The 19,693-nt window shown below is 65.8% G+C and carries 20 protein-coding genes; 5 read left to right on the top strand and 15 right to left on the bottom strand.

The window, feature by feature from the left end; genetic code table 11:
• Nucleotides 1-3: 3 nt before the first annotated feature.
• From K6T56_03095 to K6T56_03055, 9 genes are all read right to left on the bottom strand, one after another.
• Nucleotides 4-342, bottom strand: a complete 339-nt coding sequence (locus K6T56_03095) for a P-II family nitrogen regulator (GenBank protein MCL6555331.1) — start codon at nucleotides 340-342, stop codon at nucleotides 4-6.
• Nucleotides 343-351: 9 nt separating this feature from the next.
• Nucleotides 352-1,953, bottom strand: a complete 1,602-nt coding sequence (locus tag K6T56_03090) for an NAD+ synthase (GenBank protein MCL6555330.1) — start codon at nucleotides 1,951-1,953, stop codon at nucleotides 352-354.
• Nucleotides 1,950-2,828 (bottom strand): succinate--CoA ligase subunit alpha, encoded by an 879-nt coding sequence (sucD, locus tag K6T56_03085; GenBank protein MCL6555329.1) that lies wholly within the window; start codon nucleotides 2,826-2,828, stop codon nucleotides 1,950-1,952. The genes K6T56_03090 and sucD overlap by 4 nt, the downstream gene beginning before the upstream one ends.
• Nucleotides 2,829-2,852: 24 nt before the next feature.
• A complete protein-coding gene (gene rfbD / locus K6T56_03080) occupies nucleotides 2,853-3,776 on the bottom strand; it encodes a dTDP-4-dehydrorhamnose reductase (protein MCL6555328.1) in 924 nt (307 codons plus the stop codon).
• A complete protein-coding gene (gene rfbC / locus K6T56_03075; GenBank protein MCL6555327.1) occupies nucleotides 3,773-4,315 on the bottom strand; it encodes a dTDP-4-dehydrorhamnose 3,5-epimerase in 543 nt (180 codons plus the stop codon). Before rfbC ends, rfbD begins: the two co-directional genes overlap by 4 nt.
• A gap of 56 nt (nucleotides 4,316-4,371) precedes the next feature.
• A complete protein-coding gene (locus K6T56_03070) occupies nucleotides 4,372-5,619 on the bottom strand; it encodes an ATP-grasp domain-containing protein (protein ID MCL6555326.1) in 1,248 nt (415 codons plus the stop codon).
• 3 nt (nucleotides 5,620-5,622) lie between these two features.
• Nucleotides 5,623-7,071: a radical SAM protein gene (locus K6T56_03065; protein MCL6555325.1), complete on the bottom strand. Its 1,449-nt coding sequence runs from the start codon at nucleotides 7,069-7,071 to the stop codon at nucleotides 5,623-5,625.
• Nucleotides 7,072-7,169: 98 nt separating this feature from the next.
• Nucleotides 7,170-7,679, bottom strand: coding sequence for a TlpA family protein disulfide reductase (locus K6T56_03060; GenBank protein MCL6555324.1), 510 nt, complete (start codon nucleotides 7,677-7,679; stop codon nucleotides 7,170-7,172).
• A complete protein-coding gene (locus K6T56_03055; protein MCL6555323.1) occupies nucleotides 7,676-8,200 on the bottom strand; it encodes a hypothetical protein in 525 nt (174 codons plus the stop codon). The genes K6T56_03060 and K6T56_03055 overlap by 4 nt, the downstream gene beginning before the upstream one ends.
• 272 nt (nucleotides 8,201-8,472) lie before the next feature.
• Between K6T56_03055 and K6T56_03050 the strand changes: the two genes are divergently transcribed.
• Genes K6T56_03050 through K6T56_03035 form a run of 4 tightly spaced genes read left to right on the top strand, consistent with a single transcriptional unit; the run spans nucleotide 8,473 to nucleotide 12,470 of the window.
• Nucleotides 8,473-9,429 (top strand): phosphoribulokinase, encoded by a 957-nt coding sequence (locus K6T56_03050; GenBank protein ID MCL6555322.1) that lies wholly within the window; start codon nucleotides 8,473-8,475, stop codon nucleotides 9,427-9,429.
• Nucleotides 9,426-9,827 (top strand): hypothetical protein, encoded by a 402-nt coding sequence (locus tag K6T56_03045; protein MCL6555321.1) that lies wholly within the window; start codon nucleotides 9,426-9,428, stop codon nucleotides 9,825-9,827. The genes K6T56_03050 and K6T56_03045 overlap by 4 nt, the downstream gene beginning before the upstream one ends.
• A complete protein-coding gene (locus tag K6T56_03040) occupies nucleotides 9,824-10,585 on the top strand; it encodes a flagellar brake protein (GenBank protein MCL6555320.1) in 762 nt (253 codons plus the stop codon). The genes K6T56_03045 and K6T56_03040 overlap by 4 nt, the downstream gene beginning before the upstream one ends.
• Before the next feature lie 4 nt (nucleotides 10,586-10,589).
• Nucleotides 10,590-12,470 carry a hybrid sensor histidine kinase/response regulator gene (locus K6T56_03035; GenBank protein ID MCL6555319.1) on the top strand — a complete coding sequence of 627 codons (1,881 nt, stop codon included), beginning with the start codon at nucleotides 10,590-10,592 and terminating at the stop codon, nucleotides 12,468-12,470.
• Nucleotides 12,471-12,472: 2 nt separating this feature from the next.
• Here K6T56_03035 and K6T56_03030 read toward each other — a convergent pair whose 3' ends face one another.
• The gene (locus tag K6T56_03030; protein MCL6555318.1) at nucleotides 12,473-14,011 is read right to left on the bottom strand and encodes a 2-isopropylmalate synthase; all 1,539 of its coding nucleotides are present in this window, start codon (nucleotides 14,009-14,011) and stop codon (nucleotides 12,473-12,475) included.
• A 308-nt stretch (nucleotides 14,012-14,319) separates the two neighbouring features.
• On the opposite strand from K6T56_03030, the gene K6T56_03025 reads away from it, so the two are divergent.
• On the top strand, nucleotides 14,320-14,505 hold the full coding sequence (locus K6T56_03025) for a hypothetical protein (GenBank protein ID MCL6555317.1): 186 nt from the start codon (nucleotides 14,320-14,322) through the stop codon (nucleotides 14,503-14,505).
• A gap of 21 nt (nucleotides 14,506-14,526) precedes the next feature.
• Here K6T56_03025 and pssA read toward each other — a convergent pair whose 3' ends face one another.
• From pssA to K6T56_03000, 5 genes are all read right to left on the bottom strand, one after another.
• Nucleotides 14,527-15,291 carry a CDP-diacylglycerol--serine O-phosphatidyltransferase gene (pssA, locus tag K6T56_03020; protein MCL6555316.1) on the bottom strand — a complete coding sequence of 255 codons (765 nt, stop codon included), beginning with the start codon at nucleotides 15,289-15,291 and terminating at the stop codon, nucleotides 14,527-14,529.
• Between the two features lie 56 nt (nucleotides 15,292-15,347).
• Nucleotides 15,348-15,995, bottom strand: a complete 648-nt coding sequence (locus tag K6T56_03015) for a phosphatidylserine decarboxylase (protein ID MCL6555315.1) — start codon at nucleotides 15,993-15,995, stop codon at nucleotides 15,348-15,350.
• A gap of 38 nt (nucleotides 15,996-16,033) precedes the next feature.
• Nucleotides 16,034-17,050: a ketol-acid reductoisomerase gene (ilvC, locus tag K6T56_03010; protein MCL6555314.1), complete on the bottom strand. Its 1,017-nt coding sequence runs from the start codon at nucleotides 17,048-17,050 to the stop codon at nucleotides 16,034-16,036.
• Between the two features lie 102 nt (nucleotides 17,051-17,152).
• The gene (ilvN, locus tag K6T56_03005; protein MCL6555313.1) at nucleotides 17,153-17,644 is read right to left on the bottom strand and encodes an acetolactate synthase small subunit; all 492 of its coding nucleotides are present in this window, start codon (nucleotides 17,642-17,644) and stop codon (nucleotides 17,153-17,155) included.
• 9 nt (nucleotides 17,645-17,653) lie between these two features.
• A complete protein-coding gene (locus K6T56_03000; protein ID MCL6555312.1) occupies nucleotides 17,654-19,360 on the bottom strand; it encodes an acetolactate synthase 3 catalytic subunit in 1,707 nt (568 codons plus the stop codon).
• Between the last annotated feature and the right edge of the window lie 333 nt (nucleotides 19,361-19,693).

Below are 19,693 nucleotides of genomic sequence, written 5' to 3'. Positions count from 1 at the left end.
CCCTCAGATCGCCGCTTCGTTGGTCTCGCCGGTGCGGATACGCACCACGTGTTCCACGGAGCTCACGAAAATCTTGCCATCGCCGATCTTGCCGGTGCGCGCCGCACGGACGATGGCCTCGATGGCGGCGTCCACCTTGTCGGCAGCGATCACCAGCTCGATCTTCACCTTGGGCAGGAAATCGACCACGTACTCCGCGCCGCGGTAGAGCTCGGTGTGCCCCTTCTGCCGGCCGAAGCCCTTGACCTCGGTGACAGTGAGGCCGGTCACGCCCACCTCGGCCAGGGCTTCACGCACTTCGTCCAGCTTGAACGGCTTGATGATGGCTTCGATCTTTTTCATGGCAGGTCCTCACTCGGGTCGGTAGCGGTTGGTGATGGGGTAGCGGCGGTCCTTGCCGAAACCGCGCGGCGTAACACGCACGCCCACCGGTGCCTGACGGCGCTTGTATTCATTGCGGTCGATGAGGGTGACCACCCGCCGCACCACCTGCGGGTCAAAGCCTTCGGCGATGATTTCCTCCGGGCAGCGGTCGCGCTCCACGTAGCGCTCCATGATGGCATCGAGGATGTCATAGGGCGGCAGGCTGTCCTGGTCGGTCTGATTGGCGCGCAGCTCCGCCGAGGGGGGGCGGGTGAAGACCCGCTCGGGAATCACCGGCGCGACACTGTTGCGCCAGCGCGCCAGACGATAGACGAAAGTCTTGGGAATGTCCTTGAGCACGGCGAAACCGCCCGCCATGTCGCCATAGAGGGTGGCATACCCCACCGCGAGCTCGCTCTTGTTGCCGGTGGTGAGCACGATGGTGCCGTATTTGTTGGACAGCGCCATGAGCAGCGTGCCGCGAATGCGCGCCTGGATGTTCTCCTCGGTGGTGTCGAAGGGCAGGTCGTCGAACTCGTCAGCCAGGCTGTTGAGGAAAGCATCGTAGATGGGCTTGATGGGGATTTCCGAATAGCGCACCCCCAGGGCGCGCGCCATCTCCCGCGCATCCTCCAGGCTCATGTTGGCGGTGAACTGGGAGGGCATCATCACCGCATGTACCCGCTTGGCGCCCAGGGCATCGACGGCGATGGCCAGGGTGAGGGCGGAGTCGATGCCCCCGGATAGCCCCAATTCGATGCCGGGAAAGCCGTTCTTTTCCACATAGTCCCGCACCCCCAGGCGCAGCGCGCGATAGACCAGTTCCTCCAGGGCCGGCTCCGGCACGATCTCGCCGGGCCTGGGGGTCGCGCCGGCAAGCTCGATGAAACCCAGGGTTTCCTCGAAGAAGCCCAGGCGGTGGGTGAGATTGCCGGCGGCGTCCACGGCGAAGGAAGCGCCGTCGAAGACCAGCTCGTCCTGACCCCCCACCAGGTTGCAATAGACCATGGCCATGCCGGTTTCCCGGGCGCGGCGGGAGACCACCTCCTCCCGGCTCGCCTGCTTGTGCATGTGATAGGGCGAGGCATTGAGCACGAGGAGCAGCTGCGCGCCCGCCTCCCGCGCCTGCTGCGCCGGCTCCGGCTCCCAGATGTCGGCGCAGATGTTGATGCCGATCTTCACCCCTTCCAGCTCGAACACACAAGGCGCGTTGCCCGGCGTGAAATAACGCACCTCGTCGAACACCGTGTGGTTGGGGAGCTTGTGTTTGTGGTAAGTGGCCACGATCCGGCCATCCTGCAGCACCGAGGCGGCGTTGTAGCGCTGCTCACCGCGGACATCGGGATGCCCCACCACCACCGTGATTCCCGCCACCTGCGCGCTCAGGCGCTCAAGCGTGGCAAGACAAGCCTCGTTGAAACCCTTGCGCAGGAGCAGGTCCTCGGGGGGATAGCCCGACAGCGCAAGCTCCGGCGTGACGAGGAGGCTTGCCCCCGCGGCCTTGGCCTGTTGCGCGCTATCGAGGATGCGGGCGGCGTTGGCCTCGAGATCGCCCACCACCACATTGATCTGGGCCAAGGCGATTTTCACGCCGCCCCTCCCAGCGCCCGCTGCATGGCGAGCCCAATCTCCGCCGGCGAGCGCGCCACCATCACCCCGGCCGCTTCCAAAGCCCGGATTTTGTCCGCCGCCGTTCCCCTGCCCTGACTGATGATGGCCCCGGCATGGCCCATGCGCTTGCCCGCGGGTGCCCCCACCCCGGCGATGTAGGCGGCCACGGGTTTGCTCACGTGGGCCTTGATGTACTCCGCGGCTTCCTCCTCCCGCGTGCCACCGATCTCCCCCACCAGGATGATGCCTTCCGTGGCCGGGTCCGCCTCGAAGAGGGCGAGGCAGTCGATGAAGTCCAGCCCCTTGATGGGATCGCCACCGATGCCCACGCAGGTGGTCTGTCCCAAGTTGAGCTGGGTGGTCTGGTAGACGGCCTCGTAGGTGAGGGTGCCGGACCGGGAGACGATGCCGATTTTGCCGGGTTTGTGGATGAAGCCGGGCATGATGCCGATCTTGCATTCGCCGGCGGTGATGATGCCCGGGCAATTGGGACCGATAAGCTGGGCACCATTGGCCCGCAGCGCTGCCTTGACGTTGAGCATGTCCAGCACGGGGATCCCCTCGGTGATGCAGACGATGAGTCGCACCCCCGCGTCGGCCGCCTCCATGATGGAATCGGCGGCGAAGGGGGAAGGCACATAGATCACGCTGGCATCGGCGCCGGTGGCCTCGACCGCTTCCCGCATGGTGTTGAACACCGGCAGCCCCAGGTGGGTCTGGCCCCCCTTGCCGGGGGTGACTCCACCCACCATGCGCGTGCCGTAGGCAATCGCCTGTTCGGAATGGAAGGTCCCCTGCTTGCCGGTGAAACCCTGACAGAGGACCTTGGTGTGCTTGTCAACGAGGATGCTCATGGGACTGGCGTAAAAAGCATCATTCTACCGGCTGACACTAACAATGGGGGTGACCGCGGCACAGGCTTCGAGATCCATCAGACACAGGGCAAGCAGCGCCCGCCAGTCCGGCAGCGCGATCCCGAAGCTGCGCGTAAGGCGCCCGTTGTCCAGCACCGAATAGGCCGGGCGGGGGGCCGGCAGCGGATACTGCGCGCTGGGGATGGGCTCCACCGGTGGCCGGCGGGCAAGGCCTGGCGCGGCCTCCACAATGGCTCGGGCAAACCCCCACCAGCTCGTCTGGCCGCCGGCGGTGAGGTGATAAAGGCCGCCCTTGTCCTCTAGCAGGGCGCGGATGCCACCGTGGGCATGGGCCTGGGCGATGATGGCGGCGGTGGCGGAGGCCACCGCCCGGCTCCAGGTGGGTGAACCGATCTGGTCCTCCACCACCCGCAGCCGGTCCTTCTCCCGCGCAAGCCTCAGGATGGTGAGGAGAAAGTTGTGGCCCCTAAGGCCGTACACCCAGCTCGTGCGCAGAATCAGATGGGGCACCTGCGCCGCCTCGATGGCCCGCTCGCCGGCGAGCTTCGATTCGCCATAGACATTGAGGGGCCGCGGCAGATCGATTTCCTGATAGGGCGCACCCTTCGCCCCGTCGAAGACGTAATCGGTGGAGTAGTGGATGAGGGCGGCCCCACAATGGCGCGCCTCCTCGGCCAGCACCCGGGGCGCCTCGGCGTTGATGGCATAGGCCCGCTCCCGCTCCTGCTGCGCCCGGTCCACGGCGGTGTAGGCGGCGGCGTTGACGATGAGGTCCGGCCCCAGATGGCGCACCGTCCGGCGGATCGCCTCGCCGTCGGCAAGATCGAGTTCCCGGCTGCCTAGGGCGGTGATGTGTCCCAGCGGGGCCAGGGCGCGGGCCAGCTCCCAGCCCACCTGGCCGTTGCGGCCGATGAGGAGAATGTTCACGGATACACCTCGGCCTGAGAAAGCGCCACCCCCTGCCGGTCTTTGGCCGACAGGAGCGGCGCGGAAGCCAGGGGCCAGGCGATGGCAAGGTCCGGATCGTCCCAGCGCAGACAACGCTCGTGTTCCGGCGCGTAGTAATCGGTGGTCTTGTAGAGCACTTCGGCGTCGGTCAGGGCGAGGAAACCATGGGCGAAGCCCGGCGGCACCCACAGCATGCGCTTGTTCTCCGCCGAAAGATGCACGCCCACCCAGCGGCCAAAGCGCGGCGAGGAACGGCGCAGATCCACCGCCACGTCGAACACCTCCCCCGCCACCACCCGGATGAGTTTGCCCTGGGGCCGCCGGATCTGGTAATGGAGACCGCGCAGGACGTTGCGGACGGAACGGGAATGGTTGTCCTGCACGAATTCCACATCGAGCCCGGTGGCGCTGGCAAACGCCCGCCGGTTGTAGCTTTCGAAAAAAAACCCGCGCTCATCGCTGAACACCGTCGGCGTGAGCAGCAACACTTCGGGCAGGATCGTCGCCTCCACCTTCACGCGGGTTACCTTCCTTTCGCCCAGACCATGGGCGTGATGATCGCGAAGGCGCTAGTCTACCGTCCGGCGGGAGCGATCTCCACTTCCGGCCGGATGTGGAAGCGCAGCTGGCCGTGGGCTTGGCGCAGGGCCTCTTCCGCGGCCGCCGGGGAGGAGGCGCGGGCGAAGAGGAAGCCGAGATAGGCCGCCCCCTCCGGCACCGGCAGGAGCAGCGTGCCGGGAGTCACGGCGATGTCGATCCCGGTCACCCCCGGCACCGCGCGAGCCTGCGCCACGCCGCTCACGCCTTCGTAGATGCCGCGGCGGGGGATGGGAATCATCATCACCCCGGCGCCGCCCTCCATCCGGGCGCGCGGCAGGCTTTCCCCCAGGGCGTGGCGGAGGATGAGCTCCTCCAGGCTCATCCCCAGACAATGGCGCAACACCCGCCCACACAAGCCGCCAATGGAACGGGGGGCGATCTCCAGCAGGAAGATGCCCTCGTCATTGACGCGCGTTTCCGCGTGCACCGGGCCGCTGACAAGCCCCGCCGCCCGGCAGGCGTGCTCCACCGTCTGCGCAATTTCCGTCTGCCTTGCTGGCGGCAGCCGGGAGGGCGTCACATAGAGGGTTTCCTCGAAATAGGGGCCATCGAGGGGATCGGGCTTGTCGAAGAGGGCCAGCACGGTGAGCCGCCCCCCATCGAGAAGGCCTTCCAGGGCGAACTCCGCGCCCGGGATGAAGGACTCCACCACAAGACCCAGGCTTGCCGCCTCGCGGTCGGCGCGGCGCTGGATGCGCCGTGCCCGCTCCACGGCGGCGACGAAGGCAGGCCCGTCATCGGCCCGGATCACAGCGCGGCTGCCCGACAGCCGGCGCGCCTTCACCACCAGAGGGAAGGGGGGGCGTGCCGGCCAGGTTTGCGGGTCCACCGTCTCTGGCAACCACGCAAACGCCGGATGGAGGAAACCCTCCCGCGCCAGGAGCTCGCGGAAGGCCAGCTTGTCCCGCAGCCGCGCCACCGCCGCCGGGGGGTTGCCCGGCAGCCCAAGCCTCTCCCGCAGGAGGGCGGCAAGCTCCACCCCGTGATCGTCCACCGCCAGCACGGCATCGATGCGCTGGCGAAGATGCGCCAACACAATTTCCACCGCCACCTTCGGCCGGTCGAAGGGCACGGCCAAGAGCGGCGTAAGCCCCCAGCGGGGCGCAAGCCGGGGACAATAGTCCGCCACGGGGATCACCTCCACCTCCAGACGGCGGGCGGCGGCGAGGAAATCCTCATTGCGGTAGCTTGCCACCGGCAACAGGAGCAGCACGCGTTTCATGGGTCAGAACAGGGCCTTGAGCTGCTGTTCGGTGGGCTCGGCACAGCAATACCAGGGCTCGGAAAGATGGGCCACAGGCTCGCCCAGATCCCGACCTGCCAGGCTTTCCGGCTCCCGCCCGAGGGCACGATGGGCAGCCTGCCAGACGGCTTCGAAAATGGCGCGGCGCGGCTGGCCGGCCCGCTCCCCTGCCGCGACCAGGGCCGAGACCTCCTGCTGGAGGTGATCCACACGCGGATCCTCATGCACCCAGGGGTAACCCAGCAGGCGGGGATCGAAGGCCTTAAGCCGCCTCCGGAAGCCCGGCAGTTCCAAAAGGCGCGAGCCCGCCGGCACCAGCAGGCGAATGGAAAGCTGCACTGGCGCCACCGCCTCCACCAGCCGCAGCGCCACCAGGGTGGCAAGCAGATCGAGATAGCCTTCCAGCGTGGTCCAGGGATGAAAGGCCACCCAAGTTGGGGCAAGGGGCAATCCGGCCTCGCGCATGAGGGCCACCGCCCGGAGGAAGTCGGCGCGGGTGTGGTTCTTCGCCAGATAACCCAGCACGGCATCGTCAAGGGATTCCACCGCGCTGATGACGAAAGTGCAGCCGGCGGCCGCAAGCTCCGGCAGCAGCGCGGCATGGCGCACCAGGTGTTCCACCTTGATGGTGGCATCGAAGCTTAAACCCGGAAAGCGCGCCTTCATCGCCCGCACCACCTTCAGGGCATGGCCGGGACCATTGAGGAAATCATGGTCGGTGAAGGAGATATGCTGCGCCCCCATGGCCACCTGCTGTTCGATGTCGGCCATCACCACCGGCAGGGGCACCGCCCGGAAGCGTCCCTCGTACACAGGCACCACCGGGCAATGGCGGCAGAGGTGTTTGCAACCGCGGGTGGTTTCCACGAAGCCCGCGACCCGCCGGCTGCCATCGGGGAGAACGAGCTGGGCGTAGCGGGAAAGGGGGGGCAGCCCCGAGCGGTCGGGGGGGAGAAATTCGATCCTTCCCGTGTGTACGCGCCCCACCGCCCCCCTGCTGCCGCCGCGCACCGCCTGCGCCCAACGCACGAGGTCCGGCTCCGACTCACCACCAAACACCGCCTCCACCCCCAACTCGCGAAGCAGTGCCTCGTTCACCGGCGCATAAAGACCGAAGGCGGCCAGCGCCGCAGCGGGCGCCCAGGCCCGCAGGCGGGGCAGAATCTCGAGCGCAAGCCGGGTGGCGGTGTGCATGCCCAGATGGATGGCCACGGCGCCGGCGCCCGCGAGCGCCTCGGGGGAAAGCTTCTCAAGGGCAAGGTCGAGGCAGATCACCTCCATGCCCGCCCGCTTGAACCAGGCGGAAGCCTCGGCGATGGCGAAAGACTGCCGACCCAGCTCGTAAGGGTTGATGAGTACGACACGGAATCCCCCGCCGGCGGGGGGGGCAGAGGCTGTACAGCAGGCAGGGGCAGGCAGATCGCGATGCATGGGACGCGGAACGGATGGGGAAAGGCATCTAGCCTACCGGGCGTCGCGTCGCCCTGCAATTAACAGCCCTTCCGCCACCAGGGAGAAGGCTGCTGCGGTCAGGGCCCCCTGGCCTCGGTGAGCGCCCGTAGGAAATCGAGATAGAGCGGTGCCGACCAGTCGCGGCCCCCTAAGGCAATGTAACGCAGGCGTCCTTCGGGATCGACGAGGAAGGTGGAAGGCAAACCCCGCGGTGCCCAACGCGCGGTGGTCTGCCCGTCGCGGTCCATGAGGGTATCCAGTTCCGGTGCCACGCTGGCAAGAAAGGCGAACACCTCGTCGTCCCCTTCCGCCGTGTTGACGAGGAGCACCGTCAGCTGCTGCCGCGGCAAGGTGCGCATCACGGAAACCAGGGTGGGCATTTCCCGCCGGCAGGGGCCGCACCAACTGGCCCAGAAATGCACCATCACCCAGCGGCCGCGCAGGCTCGCAAGATCGGTCACGCGCCCATCCATGTCGGCAAGCACCAGGGGCGGCGCGGGGCGGGGGGTGAGCCGCATCAGGCCGGGGGGCTCTGCGGCCAGCGCGACCTCACAGAGGAAGAGGACGAGGAGAAGGAAAACCCTCATGGCGCAGGACAGCTCAGGTTCTCTACCCGCAGCTCGATGGGCGATCCCTTGCCATCCTCGCCGGTGGGAAAAACGGCGATCAGGCGAAGCGGCTTTGCGGGGGGTTCCACGGTCACGTTGCCGCCCACCGGCTCCCCCGGCTGAAGGTCCCGGCTTTCCGGCAACTGGGTCCAGCCGAAGGTGGCGCGATGGGCAAGCGGCACCCCCGCCGCGGCAAAGGCGGCCTCCCAGTCGGCGCGGGCAATGCGCCGGACGGGGTGGCCGTCCATGGTCTCGAACCGCCAGCGGGCGGGCACAAGCCAGACCACCTCCTGCCGCGTGTTGGTGAGGCCCACGGTGAGGAAACAGGCGCGGCTGATGAGCGCCACCGTCTCCGGCGCAAACCCCCGGGCGGAATAGAAAGCGGCAAGCTGCTCCGGCGTGCGCACCGAGACGGAAAAGTTGAGGCCCGCCCCCTCCACCCGCTCCGCCTGCGCGCCCGCCGTGGCAAGCAGGGCCAAACCGAGCGCTATCCATCCCATGCGGCCGGCGCATCGCCACCCCCGCGCGCAAGCCCACCCACGGCGCACACCCGCCCCATTCAGGGAAAAACCACACCGCATGGCCGCATCTTAACGCAGAAACACCGCCCCAACAGCGCCCATCCTGGCGCGGAAACTGAAACCACGGAACCGCCCCCGCTCCCTGCTCCCTGACCACTGACCACTGCCCTGCCTTGCTAATCCCCGCGCCCTTGGCCTATGCTCTCGCCCATGCGCAAAGCATGAAGCAAGCGCCACCGGGAGGAGCCGCCGTGTCAGCCAAACATCCCATCGTCGCCATCACCGGTTCGGCGGGGGCGGGGACCACTACCGTTCGCCATGCTTTCACCGACATTTTCCGCCGCCAGGGCATCAACGCCGCCCTCGTGAAAGGCGATGCCTTCTTCCGTTTCGAAAAGCCGGAGATGGACCGCTTCATCGCCGAATCCACCGCGGCGGGCAAGCCGGTGAGCCTGTTCGGCCCGGAGTGCAATCTCTTCGACAAGCTGGAGGAGCTTTTCGCCACCTATTCCCGCTCGGGCACCGGCATGATCCGCCACTACGTCCGCGACGAGGACGACGCCCGGCGCTTTGGCCAGCCGGTGGGCACCTTCACCCCCTGGGAGCCTTTGCCCAAGGGCACCGATCTGCTTTTCTACGAAGGCATGCACGGGGGAGTGGCGGCCCACACCTGGACACGCCGCCGCGCAAGCCCCGCCCATCTCCCCACCGGCATGCCCGACCGACGCGGCAAGGGAGGCAATGGCGTCAACGCCGCCCAGTACGTGGACCTGCTCATCGGCATCGTGCCGGCGGTGAATCTGGAATGGATCCAGAAAATCCACCGCGACTGTTCCAAGGCCGGCTGCACCGTGGAGGAAGTCACCGCCACCATTCTGCGCCGCATGCGCGACTACGTGCATTTCATCGTCCCCCAGTTCGGCATCACCGACATCAACATCCAGCGCATGCCCCTGGTGGACACCTCCAACCCCTTCATCGCCCGTGATGTGCCCACCGCGGACGAGAGCATCCTCGTCATCCATTTCCGCGATCCCCATCTTTTCGATTTCCCCGACCTTTTGCGGCGCATCAGCGGTTCCTTCATGTCGCGCCCCAACACCATGGTGGTGCCGGGGGGCAAGTTGCGGCTTGCCCTGGAGGTAATCTGCTCGCCCCTCATCGAGGAACTCATCGCGGGACGGAAACGGCCCCGCCGACGGACATGAAGCGCCTCCTGCCGTGGTTGCTGCCTCTGGTTGCAGGGTGTTCCACCCTCGATTTGCCCAAGCTCTCCAACAAGGAGGTGCTGGCTGCGGCGGCGGTGGTGTATTACACCCACGACGGCTTCCGCTGGGAGGTGGAGGATCGCAGAATCGGGCCGGACCTCTATCGCATCACCGTGCGTCAGGGCAAACTCACCCGCAGCGGACAGGGGGAGGCGGAGCCCATCTTCCGCCGCCGGGCGGAGGAAATCGTCGCCACCCAGGGTTGCGCCGGCTACACCATCCTGGAGTACACCCAGGGCCTTGCCCATGATGCCCTCGGCGTGGCCCAGCGAGTCTCGGAAGGCGTGATCCGCTGCCATCGCCCCGCCGGCACCATCACCGGGGGGGAGACCTCATGAGTGCGCCCGAGCATGGCCTGACCCCCATCGATGGTCAGGAAGACCTGGGGCAGTACTATCTGGAATCCCGCACCGAGGTGGTGCAGATTCTGAAATGCCTCAACACCCGCGCCGAATCCCTGGCCGTCTATTTCGACCAGGGCCGCCATTTCATCCTCACCGCCCTGCTTGAGGTGCGTCCGGCGCAGGAGACCTTCGTCTTCGATGTGGGCAGCCAGGCGGAGATGAACGAACGCCTGCTCAAAAGTGACCGCCTCGTCTTCGTCGGCAGTCAGGACGGTATCCGGGTGCAATGGAGCACGGGGCCGGCGGCCAGGACCCAGTTCGGTGGCAGCCCCGCCTTCGTCGCCTGGCTGCCCGGCAGTGTCCTCCGCTTGCAGCGGCGGAACTTCTTCCGCGCCGTGGTGCCCCTCTCCATGGGCGCGCGGGCGCATCTGCCGGCGGTGGGAAGCGGCCGCGAGGGTCTGCGCATCCACGACATCAGCGTCGGCGGCGTGTGCGTGATCGCCAACGAGCAGCTCGCCCGGGCACAAATCCTGGACCGCTTCGAAGACTGCATCCTTGCTCTCGGCGAACCCCTCGGGGATCTGCGGGTGGCGGTGGAGGTGAGGCATGTCACCCCGGTGCATTTGCGCGGCGGCCGGGTGGAAGTCCACGTGGGACTCCGTTTTCTCGACCTTCCCGCGGCCGATCAGGCGCGCCTGCAACGTTTCCTGGTCAAGGTGGAACAGACCCGGCGCGCCCTGGTGCGGGAGTGAGGACGTGAGGCAGACTGCCGCGACCACCCCTTCAGCGGCTGCGTCGCTGGATGCGCGCCTGTCCCCCCTTTCCGCCGAATTCGCCGACCCTGAGCTGGAACGGCGCTACCGCGAGGCCTTCCACCCCGAACTGTGGACCGACTTTCGCGCCACCGTGGCGGTGGGCGCCTTTTTCTACTTCGCCTTTGCCCTTGCCGATTACACCTCCTTGGGGGATACGGCCACCTTCTGGCGGCTTTTCCTTCTGCGGGCATCCATCACCGCCACGGCCATCCTGATGGTCTTCTGGGCGGCGCGGCATCCCGTTTGGCTGAGCAGCGGCTATGTGCCCAGCTTCATCGAGCTGCTCGCCATCGCCGGCAATTTCGTCATTCTCCTCAGCCGACCGGCGGATCTCACCGCCCACGCCAGCGCCATGATCGTGATCCTGGTCGCGGTGTACGTGTTTGTCCCCAACCGTTTCCTGCCCGCCCTGGGCGTGGCGCTGGTGGGAACGCTCTCCTTCCTCGTCTATCTCTACGGCTGGGCCCAGCCCGACCGCACCACCACGCTGTCGCTTCTCGGGGTGCTGCTCCTCATCAACAGCTTCGGTGCCGTGGCCGCCTACCGGTTCAGCCAACTGCGGCGGCGGGAGTTCGCCGCCCTGGAGGCGCAACGCCTGGCCAATGAGACGCTTCTGGCGGAAATCGCGCGCCGGGAAAGCCTGGAAACCGCCCTCACCGTGGAAAAGATCGCCGCGGAACGGGCACGGGATCAGGCGGAAGCAGCGAGCCGCGCCAAGTCCCGTTTCCTCGCCGCGGCGAGCCACGACCTGCGCCAGCCCATGCACGCCTTAAGCCTCTTCGCCGCCACCCTCGTCGAACGCCTGCGCTACCCAGAGGTGCGCCACATCGCCGACCAGATGCAGGCTTCCATCATCGCTCTCACCAGCCTCTTTGACTCCCTCCTCGACATCTCCAAGCTGGACGCGGGGGCCGTGCAGCCGCGTATCGTCAGCTTCAGGCTGCAGGACCTCTTCGACAACGTGCGCCGCGATTTCACCGGCAAGGCCCACCACAAGGGCATCCGCTTCCAGGTGGCCAACACCAGCCTGGTGGTGCGCAGCGATCCGGTGCTGCTGGAGCGCATCGTGCGCAACCTGGCGGCCAATGCGGTGAACTACACGCAACAGGGGGGCGTGGTGATCGGCGCACGGCGAAGGGGCAAGCTGGTGCGCATCGAAGTGTGGGACAGTGGGCCCGGCATCCCCCGCGAAGAGCAGCAGCGGGTGTTCGAGGAGTTCTATCAGATCGCCAATCCCGAGCGGGACCGCAGCAAGGGGCTGGGGCTGGGTCTGGCCATCGTCAAACGGCTGGCGGAGCTGCTCCACCATCCCATCGAAGTGCGCTCGGAGCCCGGCGTGGGTTCCTGTTTCGCCGTCACCGTGCCGCGGGGGGTGCTGCGGCAAAGCAGCGCGCCGGAAGAAACGGCGGCCGTCTTCGATGCCCTGCGCGCTACCGGCGAACGCACCGTGGTATTGATCGAGGATGAACGCATCATCCGCGAAGCGACGCAGACGCTGCTTTCCGACTGGGGCTGCAAGGTCATCGCCAGCGCCAGCGCCGAGGAAGCGGTGAGCCAGCTGAGCCAACTGGGCCGCGCCCCGGACCTCATCATCGCCGACTACCGGCTGGCCGGCGGCCGCACCGGCATCGATGCCATCCGCACCATCCAGGAGGCGGTGGGCACGAACACACCGGCGGTGCTCATCACCGGCGATGCTGCCGCCGAACACCTGAAACAGGCACGGGAACACGGCTACCCGGTTCTGCACAAACCGGTGCCGCCGGCCAAGCTGCGCGCCCTGGTGGCCAGCATCCAGCCCCGCGCCGAAGCGACGGGTTGAGCTCAGACCTGCGGGTGCGCCCGCTCCAGCCGGGAATGCAGCCGGTTCAAGGCGTGAATGTAGGCCTTGGCGGAAGCGACCACGATGTCGGTGTCCGCCCCCTGGCCGTTGACGATGCGCCCGCCCCGGGTGAGGCGCACCGTCACCTCGCCCTGGGCATCGGTGCCGCTGGTGATGTTGTTCACCGAATAGAGGAGCAGCTCGGCTCCGCTGTTCACCACCGCCTCGATGGCCTTGAAGGAGGCATCCACCGGACCGCTGCCATCGGCCTCCGCGGCCTTCTCCACGCCGTGTTCGGCGATGACGACGCGGGCATGGGGAATCTCCCCCGTCTCCGAGCACACGCGCAGGGAGACCAGACGGTAAATCTCGCTTTCCAGCAACTGTGCCTCGTCGCTCACCAGGGCGTGCAGGTCCTCGTCGAAGATTTCGTGCTTCTTGTCCGCGAGCTCCTTGAAGCGGGCAAAGGCGGCGTTGAGCGCCTCCTCGGAGGGCAGTTCGATGCCCAATTCCTTGAGGCGCGTGCGGAAGGCATTGCGCCCGGAATGCTTGCCCAGCACCATGCGGTTGGCCGTCCAGCCCACATCTTCAGCGCGCATGATCTCGTAGGTCTGGCGGTGTTTGAGCACACCATCCTGATGGATGCCGGATTCGTGGGCGAAGGCATTGGCACCGACGATGGCCTTGTTGGGCTGCACGGCGAAACCGGTGATGGACGCCACCAGGCGTGAGGCGGGCACGATCTGCGTGGTGTCGATGGTGGTGTCGCAGGGGAAGACGTCCTGCCGCGTGCGCACCGCCATGACGATCTCCTCCAGCGCGGCGTTGCCGGCCCGCTCACCGAGACCGTTGATGGTGCATTCCACCTGACGCGCCCCATTGAGCACGGCGGCCAGGGAATTGGCCACCGCCAGCCCCAAATCGTTGTGGCAGTGCACGGAGAAGACCGCCTTGTCGGAATTGGGCACGCGCTCCCGCAACTGGCGGATGAGCTCCCCGAACTGGTGCGGGAGGTTGTAGCCGACGGTATCCGGGATGTTGATGGTGGTGGCCCCGGCGTCGATCACCGCCTCGATCACCCGGCAGAGGAAATCGAGCTCCGAACGGCCCGCATCCTCCGGCGAGAACTCCACGTTGTCCGTCCACTTGCGCGCCCAGTGCACCGCCTTCACCGCCTGCTCCAACACCTGCTCCGGCGTCATGCGCAGCTTCTTCTCCATGTGGATGGGGCTGGTGGCGATGAAGGTGTGGATGCGGCCGGAGACGGCGCCGCGGATCGCCTCACCGGCACGGTCGATGTCCCGCTCCAGGGCGCGGGCCAGCGCACACACCGTGCTGTCGCGGATGACATCGGCTACCGCCTTCACCGCCTCGAAATCCCCATTGGAGGCGGCGGGGAAACCGGCTTCGATGACATCCACCCGCATGCGCTCCAACTGGCGCGCGATGCGGACTTTCTCCTCCCGGGTCATGGAGGCACCGGGACTCTGCTCGCCATCCCGCAGGGTGGTGTCGAAAATGATCAACTTTTCCTTGGCCATGGTGGGCTCCCGCAACAGGGCATGCCGAGGCATACCAAAAAACTCAATGAAACCGGCAGTTTAGCCGATTGGACCGAAAACCGCGAAGGGGGTGGAAAAGAAGCTTTCAGCGCCCGGGGCGCAGCAGCAGGCTGGCCAGGAGGACGTTGGCCAGGAAGGAGACGAACCGGTGACGATGAGCGTTGGACATGCTTGGAATATAACGGCTTCCCCCGCCCCCTGCAAGATGGCCGGCTCCACGGGTGGGGGTGGAAACGCTTCCCGCGGTTTTTGGGTTAATCTACGCCAAAACGTCGGGGGAGAACGTCATGGCAAATCTTGTCGGGTGGCTTGGCAGCGTCGTGGGCGTAATCGGAGTGGCGGTGTGCCTGGTGGCGGGGCTTGCCCGCCTCACCGGGCATTTCACTTTGGGCGGTTTCGAGGCGATGACCCTCTTCAACGCCGGGGTGGGGCTGATGGTGGCGGGCTGCCTTGGCCGCCTCCATGCCCGCTGACGGCGGAAAGTTGCCCCTCCTTCAGCGGGCACCGGGGATGCCGGGCCGCCCGCGGCGCCGGATCAGGTCCGCCACGGCCAGCACGTAGCCGGACAGGGCATAGCCGACGAAAAAGAGAAACAGCACCTGCGCCGTCTTGTACACCAGCAGCGCAAACCCCAGCACGATGAGGAGCAGGGCGACGAAGGGGATGCTTTTGCGCATGTTGATCTCCTTGAAGCTGTAGTAGCGCAGGTTGGAGACCATGCTGAGGCCGGCGAAGACCGTGAGCGCCCAGGCCCCCCAGGCGACGCTGCGGCCGGGGATGCCGTAATCCGTCATCACCCACACCAGCCCCGCCGCTAGGGCTGCCGCGGAAGGGCTGGGCAGGCCCTGGAACCAGCGTTTGTCGGCCACGTCCAGCTTGGTGTTGAAGCGGGCCAGACGCAACGCCGCGCCCACACAGAAAATGAAGGCGGCAATCCACCCCAGCTTGCCCAGGTCCTTGAGCGCCCAGACATAGATCACCAGCGCCGGCGCCACACCGAAGGAGACCATGTCGGACAGGCTGTCGTACTCGGCGCCAAAGGGGCTTTGGGTCTTAGTGAGACGCGCCACCCGGCCATCGAGGCCGTCGAGGATCATGGCGACGAAAATCGCCACCGCCGCATGTTCGAACCGGCCATTCATGGCCTGCACGATGGCATAGAACCCGGCAAAGAGCGCCGACGTGGTGAACAAGTTGGGCAGGAGGAAAATGCCCTTGCGGCGCAGCGTGGGATCGATCCAGGGACGGCGTTCCGGCATGACGGTAAGCCCACTCAACTCAATTTTGCCCTCGGCAGGCCCATCGCTGCTTTCCCTCAGGCGGGCAGCCGGGCGAGCACCGTCCGCCCGGCATAGACCTTCTCCCCCAGACTGACCTCGGGGGTGCTGTCTGGGGGCAGATAGACATCCAGCCGGGAGCCGAAGCGGATGAACCCGTAACGCTGCCCGGCTTGCAGGTGATCGCCAGCCTTGGCATAGCAGAGGATGCGGCGGGCGATGAGACCAGCCACCTGCACCACGGTCACCGGCTGCCCGCTATCGGTGGTGATCAGCACGGCGTTGCGTTCGTTTTCCCGGGATGCCTTGCTGAGCGCAGCATTGACGAAAGCGCCGGGAAAGTAGTTCACCGCCTCCACCCGGCCGCTCACCGGACTGCGCTGGGAATGGGCATTGAAGACGTTCATGAACACACTCAGCTTGAGGGCCGGCAACTGGCGGTAGGGGTCCAGGGTTTTTTCCACCACGATCACCCGGCCATCCGCCGGCGACAGCACGACGTCGGGCCCGGTTGCCAGGGGGATGCGCGGCGGATCGCGGAAGAACTGCAAAACGAAGACCGCCCACAACCAGAAGGGGAACGCCGCCCAGCGGCCGGCGAGCGCATGGACGAGGAGGGCGAGGAGCAGGGAGGCGGCGAGAATCGGCCAGCCCTCGCGGGCGATGATGGGGTGGGGGTAACGCATGCCGCAAACGGTGCAGGGCGCGCGCCCTGCATCCGGCCTCAGTTCCTGGAGGTGTCCACCAGCTTGTTCTTGGCGATCCAGGGCATCATGGCGCGCAGCCGGGCGCCCACCGTCTCGATGGGGTGTTCGGCGATGAGGCGGCGGCTGGCCGTCATCTCGGGATAGCCCATGCGGCCTTCCAGGATGAACTGCTTGGCGTAGCTGCCATTCTGGATGTTGGCCAGCGCCTCCCGCATGGCCTGCCGCGAATGCTCGTTGATGACCCGCGGGCCGGTCACGTATTCGCCGTATTCGGCGTTGTTGGAGATGGAGTAGTTCATGTTGGCAATGCCGCCCTCGTACATGAGATCGACGATGAGCTTCAATTCGTGCAGGCACTCGAAGTAGGCCATCTCGGGCGCATAACCGGCCTCCACCAGCGTCTCGAAACCTGCCTTCACCAGCTCCACCACGCCACCACAGAGCACCGCCTGTTCGCCGAAGAGATCGGTCTCGCACTCTTCGCGGAAGGTGGTCTCGATGACCCCCCCGCGGGTGCCGCCATTGGCCGCCGCATAGGACAGGGCGATGTCCCGCGCCTTTTTGGAAACGTCCTGGTGGACGGCAATGAGGGAGGGCACACCCCCGCCCTGGGTATATGTGGAGCGCACCAGATGCCCCGGTCCCTTGGGCGCGATCATGATCACGTCCAGGTCCTCACGGGGCTTGATCTGCCCGTAATGGATGTTGAAACCATGGGCAAAGGCGAGTGCCGCACCCTTCTTGATGTTGGGTTCGATCTCGTTGGTATAGACGGCGGGCTGCTGCTCGTCCGGCACCAGCACCATCACCACGTCGGCATCCTTCACCGCGGCGCCCACTTCCTTCACGGTGAGGCCCGCCTTCTTCGCCTTCTCCCAGGAAGCGCCTCCCTTGCGCAGCCCCACCGTCACCTTCACCCCGGAATCCTGCAGATTCAGCGCATGGGCATGCCCCTGGGAACCGTAGCCGATGATGGCCACCTTCTTTTTGCGGATGATGGAGAGGTCGGCGTCCTTGTCGTAATACACTTTCATTTCGTCTTCCTTTTCATGAGCAACCATCGGGACACAGAGACACAGGCCCACCCTGCGCCTTTGTGGTGAAACCAGAGGTCATGCCCGCGGCGGCAGGACCCCTCAAACCCTCAACACGCGCGCCCCGCGGCCGATGCCACAGGCACCGGTGCGCACGGTTTCCAGGATCTGCGCCGGATCCAGCGCTTCCAGGAAAGCATCGAGCTTGCTGCCATTGCCGGTCAGCTCGATGGTGTAGGTGTTGTCGGCAACGTCGATGATCCGGCCGCGGAAAATGTCGGACATGCGTTTCATCTCCTCACGCGCCTCGCCCTCGGCCTTCACCTTGACCAGCATCAGCTCGCGCTCGATGTGGGCACCCTCGTTGAGGTCGAGCACCTTGATCACGTCGATGAGCTTGTTGAGCTGCTTGATGATCTGTTCGATCACCTCCTCCGAGCCGCTGGTGACGATGGTCATGCGCGACAGCGAGGCGTCCTCCGTGGGCGCCACGGTGAGGGACTCGATGTTATAACCCCGGGCGGAGAAAAGCCCCGCCACCCGCGACAGGGCACCCGCTTCGTTCTCGATGAGGATGGAAATGATGTGGCGCATGTTCTTTCTTCACAAGTCTTCGGCCAGGATCATCTCGGACAGTCCCTTGCCGCCCGGCACCATGGGATAGACGTTCTCCGTCTGATCGGTCACGAAATCCAGGAACACCAGTTGGTCCTTGAGCTTGAAGGCCTCCCGCAGCGCCCCTTCCACGTCGGCGGGTTTTTCGATGCGCATCCCCACGTGCCCGTATGCCTCGGCCAGTTTGACGAAATCGGGCAGGGCATCCATGTAGGATTCGGAATAACGGTTGCCGTGGAAGAACTCCTGCCACTGGCGCACCATGCCCATGTAGCGGTTGTTGAGGTTGATGATCTTGATCGGCAGATGGTACTGCTTGCAGGTGGACAGTTCCTGGATATTCATCTGGATGCTCGCCTCCCCGGTGATGCAGGCCACGGTGGCGCGCGGGAAGGCAAGCTTCACCCCCATGGCCGCGGGCAGGCCGAAGCCCATGGTGCCGAGCCCCCCAGAATTGATCCAGCGCCGCGGCTTGTCGAATTTGTAGTATTGCGCCGCCCACATCTGATGCTGCCCCACATCCGAGGTGATGTAGGCATCCCCCTTGGTGACCTCCCACAGTTTCTCGATGACGAACTGGGGCTTGATGATCTTGGAAGTGCGATCGTACTTGAGGCAGTTCTTCGCCCGCCAAAGCTCGATCTGGGCCCACCACGTCTTCAGCGCGGCGGGATCGATGCGCTCCTTGGAGGTTTGCACCAGCTTGAGGATTTCCTCGAGGACGTTGCCCACATCGCCGACAATGGGCACATCCACCCGCACGCGTTTGGAAATCGAGGAGGGATCGACGTCGATGTGGATGATCTGCCGCTTTTCCTGGTAGAAGTGCTCGGGATTGCCGATCACCCGATCATCGAAGCGGGCGCCCACGGCAAGCAACACATCGCAGTGCTGCATGGCCATGTTGGCCTCGTAGGTACCATGCATGCCCAGCATGCCCAGAAACTGGGGATCGGTGGCGGGAAAGCCACCCAAGCCCATGAGGGTGCCGGTGCAGGGCACCCCCAGCGTCTTCACCAAACGGGTGAGACGGTCCGCCGCATTGGCGAGAATGACGCCTCCGCCAAAATAGACATAGGGCCGTTTGGCGGACAAAAGAAGTTGCACCGCCTTCTTGATCTGCATTGGATGGCCGCGCAGCACCGGGTTGTACGAACGCAGGCTGATTTTTTTCGGGTAGTCGAATTCGGCTTTCTGGATGGTGACGTCCTTGGGCACGTCCACCACCACCGGCCCCGGCCGCCCGGTGGATGCGATGTGGAAGGCCTTTTTCAGCGTGAGGGCAAGCTCGCGGACGTCCTTCACCAGGAAGTTGTGCTTCACACAGGGACGGGTGATGCCCACCATGTCCACCTCCTGGAAGGCATCCATGCCGATGGCGGCGGTGGGCACCTGGCCGCTGATGACCACCAGGGGGATGGAGTCCATGTAGGCGGTGGCGATACCGGTCACCGCGTTGGTGGCGCCGGGCCCGCTGGTGACCAGGGCTACGCCCACCTTGCCGGAAGCCCGCGCGAAACCGTCGGCGGCATGCACCGCCGCCTGCTCATGGCGCACGAGGACGTGCTTGATCTTGTTCTGCTTGAAAATCTCGTCGTAGATGTACAGCACCGCGCCGCCCGGATAACCGAAGACGTATTCCACGCCCTCCTCCTGCAGGCAGCGCACGACGATCTCGGCGCCCGTCAGCTCCATGATGCCCGTCAGCTCCAAAGGTGATTGCCAGAGGTGATGCCCCGCATCCCGCCGGGTGTGGGGATTTTGGAAAAAGAACTTGGAACACTAACGTTTGGCTGCATTCCGGTCAAGGGGAAGGCGGAAAAACAGGGCTTTGGCGCCGGCCCACGGCACCCCTTCGCCCCAGCGCCCTGGCCGCCGCCCCGTTATAAGGAAGCCAAGGGGCATCGCCAGCCGGCTTGGGAAAGGCGGCGCGCTTTCGCGCTAAAATGAGGGGTGGATTCAATCTCGAAGTGCAACGCGGCTGTATGATTGCATAAATACCTGATGAGGTGTTTTCCAGTTCAGGCG

It is taken from the genome of Burkholderiales bacterium (assembly GCA_023511995.1).
Taxonomy (GTDB): Bacteria; Pseudomonadota; Gammaproteobacteria; order Burkholderiales; family Thiobacteraceae; genus Thiobacter.
Note: the sequence above shows the minus strand (reverse complement) of the source record. Positions and strands in the feature narration are given on the sequence as shown.